Origin of the sequence: Providencia sp. PROV223 (assembly GCF_028479245.1) — a bacterium.
Lineage (GTDB): Bacteria > Pseudomonadota > Gammaproteobacteria > Enterobacterales > Enterobacteriaceae > Providencia > Providencia rettgeri.
This window is the reverse complement of sequence record NZ_JAMPNG010000038.1, coordinates 1-4,361: the sequence shown is the minus strand read 5'-3', so window position 1 is coordinate 4,361 and position 4,361 is coordinate 1. Positions and strand designations below refer to the sequence as shown.

The following is a 4,361-nucleotide window of genomic DNA, read 5'->3' as shown; positions in this document are numbered from 1 at the left end:
TTAGATTGTCCCTCTAAGACACGGAATCGGTGGTTAAACCACATCAACCAAGCAAGAATTTATTTCGCTTGTTTTTTTCAGGAGACAAATCAGGGAGATTAGTGAGAACATAAGGGAAGTGGTGCTGATAGGCAGATTCGAACTGCCGACCTCACCCTTACCAAGGGTGTGCTCTACCAACTGAGCCATATCAGCACATCTTGGAGCGGGCAGCGGGAATCGAACCCGCATCATCAGCTTGGAAGGCTGAGGTAATAGCCATTATACGATGCCCGCAATGAACTCGGCTACCTGAGTTATCAGCTGTTAAACTGTTCCTCAAAATTTTCTCTTAAGAAAATTTCTTGGAGATGGTGGTGGGAGAAGGATTCGAACCTTCGAAGTCTGTGACGGCAGATTTACAGTCTGCTCCCTTTGGCCGCTTGGGTATCCCACCTATCCAAATTGTTAATGGTGCCGGCACCAAGAGTCGAACTCGGGACCTACTGATTACAAGTCAGTTGCTCTACCAACTGAGCTATGCCGGCATCAAGTGCTGCGCATTCTAGGTAGAGTCGGCGCAGGTTGCAACAAAAAAATTAATTTTTTTGTTTGTTCGCTCACATTTTGTTCGCTTTTGGGCTTTTTGTTGATTTTTTAACTATTTTAAGCTTAAAACATCAACAGCAGCTGTTAACTATAGTCCATTATCATTTGGTCAGTAAAGGGAGAAAGAGGCTTAAAATTTTTAAAATTATTATTTTTTATTCGATATCACAATTTTAGCCTCTCATTTTTAGGTGTTTTTTTCATCACTCAGTATCATTTTTTCTGCCTACATCAAAAAAAACTCATAAAAAATAGAAAAAAACCTACGCCTCCCCACTTTCACTCGCTATGATGCTAGCAAATTTTATGGATACGGGTGTTTAGGCAACCTGTCCAACCTGCATAAAATAGGCAGATGTTGGTTTATGAAAAAGAAAGAAAATTTTATTACTACGCCATACTTAGAGTTTGATAGAGAACACTGGGCAACGTTACGTGATTCAGTTCCACTTACATTAACATCGAGTGAACTTCTAGAGTTAAAAGGGATTAACGAAGAACTCTCTATGGAAGATGTTATAGAGATTTATCTACCTTTATCGCGTTTATTGAATTTTTATATCAGCTCAAACTTGCGTCGTCAGGCTGTCCTAGAGCAATTCCTTGGAACTAATGGCGCAAAAGTGCCTTATATTATTGGTATAGCAGGTAGTGTAGCTGTTGGTAAGAGTACAACTGCACGTTTACTACAAGCACTACTCACTCGTTGGCCAGAACACCGTAAAGTTGACTTGATTACAACTGATGGTTTCTTACATCCTAATCAAGTATTAAAAGATAGGAATATCATGAAGAAAAAAGGGTTTCCGCAATCTTATGATATGCGAAAACTCGTTAACTTCGTGTCGCAAATAAAGTCAGGTGCACGTAACGTTAAGGCTCCTGTTTATTCACATTTAACGTATGATATCGTTCCTGACCAAGAACAAATCATTGATCAACCTGATATTTTAATACTTGAAGGGCTGAATGTCTTACAAAGTGATATGGATTACCCGCAAGATCCTCATCATGTCTTTGTATCTGATTTTGTTGATTTTTCCATTTATGTCGATGCTGCACCTGAATTATTAAAACAATGGTATATCGGTCGGTTTCTTAAATTTAGGCAAGGTGCATTCTCAGATCCTGATTCTTATTTCCATAGCTACTCTAAATTAAGTGAAGATGAAGCTATTAATATTGCAGGGTCTATTTGGGATGAAATTAATGGATTAAATCTTGAAGAAAATATATTACCAACGAAGGAAAGAGCCAGTTTAATTATGACTAAAGGTGAGAACCATACTATTCAGAGTGTTAGATTAAGAAAATAATTATTTATATTGGCCGGCTTATCTCCGGCCAATAATATATCACTCGTTTAGCCTTAAGGATATTTCCCCTCCAATATAGGGAATTATTTCTCCATTATCCTTTTGTAGTAATAATGCACCTTGATCATTAACGCCACGCTCAATACCTGATATTACATCATTACCTATCAATAACTTAACATGCCTGTTCAGAAAATTATCTAGTTTAAACCATCGCTCTAAAAATGGTTTTAGTCCTTCGTGTTCAAATATAACTAAAGATTCTCTTAATGACTTAATAATATTAGCAGATAATTCATTACGCTCTATATTTTCAACCTCATCTCTTAGTGATGACCATTCTTGTGTTATTGATTTTGAACTTTCAATATTGTTATTATTCATTCCAATGTTAATACCAACACCAATAATAATATGAGCTGCATCTCCTGTTTTACCAGTTAATTCAACAAGAATTCCTGCAAGTTTTTTATCATTCATATACAGGTCATTAGGCCACTTTACTTTCACTTTTTCTTGACTAATTCTATTTAAAACTTCAGCAATTACGATGCCCACAACCAGACTTAGTCCCACTGCTGCTGCTGGGCCTTGTTCTAATCTCCAATACATTGAAAGATATAGATTACAACCAAATGGAGATATCCACTGACGCCCTCTTCTACCACGTCCAGCACTTTGATATTCGGCTAAGCAAGTATCTCCTGATTTAAGCTCAGCAATACGCTCTAACATATATTGGTTTGTTGAATCGATCACTGGCTCAACAATAATATTCACATCATCAATTTGCTTTTTAATGGCTTCTTCACTTAATAAATTGATTTGATATGGAAGCTTATAGCCTTTGCCAGCTATTGTTTCTATATTTAATCCCCAAGAGCGCAATGTTTTGATATGTTTATTAATTGCAGATCTTGTCATTCCTAATTGTTCACCGAGTTGCTCCCCCGAATGGACCTGAGCATCAGCTAAGATATCAATTAGCTGTAAAGGAATATTAGTTTCTTTCATCGAATATAATCCATTGCATTAACTTCTCCCACTCGACCGATAAACCTTACTTCTGGCTCTAAAATAATATCAAAGCGCTTTGCTACCGTTTGGCTCACATATTTCGCCAAGTTAGCAATATCTTGCCCTGTTGCGTGCTGTTTATTAATTAATACCAACGCCTGTTGGGTGTGAACAGCTGCGCCACCTATTTGATGACCTTTTAAACCGCACTGGTCAATTAACCAACCTGCGGCTAATTTAACACTACCATCTGCTTGTTCATATTGAGGGCAATTAGGATAAGCTATTTTTATGGCCTGTGCCTTTTCTGCTGAAATAACAGGATTTTTAAAGAAACTACCCGCATTGCCCGTTACTGTTGGGTCAGGTAATTTGCTTCTACGTGTTTGGCATACCGAATTAAATACTTGCTCTGGTGTTACTGTATTGGGATCAAGTTGAGCAAGATCTCCATACATAAGCTTAGGAACCCATTCTTTAGCTAATTTTAACCCAACACTGATGATGACATAGCCATATTGATACTCATGCTTAAAAATACTATCACGATAGCCAAATTGGCACTCTGAAGCTGTTAGTCGTATTACTCTGCCTGTTTCAAGGGAAAGCACATCAACATACTCACATATATCTTTCAGCTCTATACCATAAGCACCTATATTTTGAATGGGTGCAGAACCCACACAACCCGGGATTAATGCTAAATTTTCTGCACCACAAATACCTTTACTCAATAATGTTTCAAGTAATTGATGCCAATTTTCACCTGCTTGAGTATGAACATACCAATAACTATTATCTTCTGTTATTTCTATTCCCTTAAGCTGATTAATAATTACAACACCTTCAAAGTCTGCAACAAATAGAACATTACTTCCCCCCCCTAATAATAATACTGGGAGTTGCTGATTTTTAGCCTCGACCCATTGTTGGAGTAAAGATTCTTGGTTATCCACAAAAACAATTGATAATGCTTTTGCTTGAATGCCAAAGCTATTAAATGATTTAAGTTCAGACGTTAGGTTCATTACAGCCTTCAGTACAAATAAAACTAGGATAGGATAAGTCTATCAGGCTGGATTAAGAGTGAATAGCAAGATTAGGAAAATAAGATAATTAGTGAGAATTGCGCTATTAATAGAATGCAAAAAGCCACCCAATGGGTGGCTTCTTTATATTTAAAACCTAGCAGTTCCCTACTCTCACATGGGGAGACCCCACACTACCATCGGCGCTACGGCGTTTCACTACTGAGTTCGGCATGGGGTCAGGTGGGACCACCGCGCTATTGCCGCTAGGTAAATTCTTTTTAAATGCCGATTATATGGTGCTGATACCCAGATTCGAACTGGGGACCTCACCCTTACCAAGGGTGTGCTCTACCAACTGAGCCATATCAGCAATATGGTGCGGTCAGTCAGTACTGACACAACCTTAAAA

At 38.0% G+C, this 4,361-nt stretch carries 3 protein-coding genes, 5 tRNA genes and 1 rRNA gene; 1 reads left to right on the top strand and 8 read right to left on the bottom strand.

The features are described from left to right. Positions 1-119 precede the first annotated feature (119 nt). The 4 genes from PR767_RS21160 to PR767_RS21145 all read right to left on the bottom strand — a co-directional run bounded on the left by PR767_RS21160 (position 120) and on the right by PR767_RS21145 (position 527). Positions 120-195 (bottom strand) — tRNA-Thr (locus tag PR767_RS21160). A gap of 6 nt (positions 196-201) precedes the next feature. Beyond that, positions 202-276, bottom strand: a tRNA-Gly gene (locus tag PR767_RS21155). A 75-nt stretch (positions 277-351) separates the two neighbouring features. Then, positions 352-436: transfer RNA gene (locus PR767_RS21150), tRNA-Tyr, on the bottom strand. A 15-nt stretch (positions 437-451) separates the two neighbouring features. Continuing rightward, positions 452-527, bottom strand: a tRNA-Thr gene (locus tag PR767_RS21145). A gap of 426 nt (positions 528-953) precedes the next feature. Between PR767_RS21145 and coaA the strand changes: the two genes are divergently transcribed. Next, on the top strand, positions 954-1,904 hold the full coding sequence (gene coaA, locus PR767_RS21140; protein WP_109913348.1) for a type I pantothenate kinase: 951 nt from the start codon (positions 954-956) through the stop codon (positions 1,902-1,904). A gap of 39 nt (positions 1,905-1,943) precedes the next feature. Here the strand turns inward: coaA and birA are convergent, their stop codons facing one another. From birA to PR767_RS21120, 4 genes are all read right to left on the bottom strand, one after another. Beyond that, positions 1,944-2,918: a bifunctional biotin--[acetyl-CoA-carboxylase] ligase/biotin operon repressor BirA gene (gene birA, locus PR767_RS21135; RefSeq protein ID WP_117163081.1), complete on the bottom strand. Its 975-nt coding sequence runs from the start codon at positions 2,916-2,918 to the stop codon at positions 1,944-1,946. Further along, entirely contained in the window at positions 2,915-3,949 is a 1,035-nt protein-coding gene (gene murB, locus PR767_RS21130; RefSeq protein ID WP_109913346.1) for a UDP-N-acetylmuramate dehydrogenase, read from the bottom strand. Before murB ends, birA begins: the two co-directional genes overlap by 4 nt. Positions 3,950-4,104: 155 nt before the next feature. After that, positions 4,105-4,220: ribosomal RNA gene (gene rrf, locus PR767_RS21125) — 5S ribosomal RNA — on the bottom strand. A gap of 26 nt (positions 4,221-4,246) precedes the next feature. Further along, positions 4,247-4,322, bottom strand: a tRNA-Thr gene (locus PR767_RS21120). Positions 4,323-4,361: the final 39 nt, after the last annotated feature.

Excerpts from the sequence above, each read along its gene's own strand:
- coaA (WP_109913348.1), top strand. The coding sequence starts at position 954 with ATGAAAAAGAAAGAAAATTTTATTACTACGCCATACTTAGAGTTTGAT.
- birA (WP_117163081.1), bottom strand. The coding sequence starts at position 2,918 with ATGAAAGAAACTAATATTCCTTTACAGCTAATTGATATCTTAGCTGAT.
- murB (WP_109913346.1), bottom strand. The coding sequence starts at position 3,949 with ATGAACCTAACGTCTGAACTTAAATCATTTAATAGCTTTGGCATTCAA.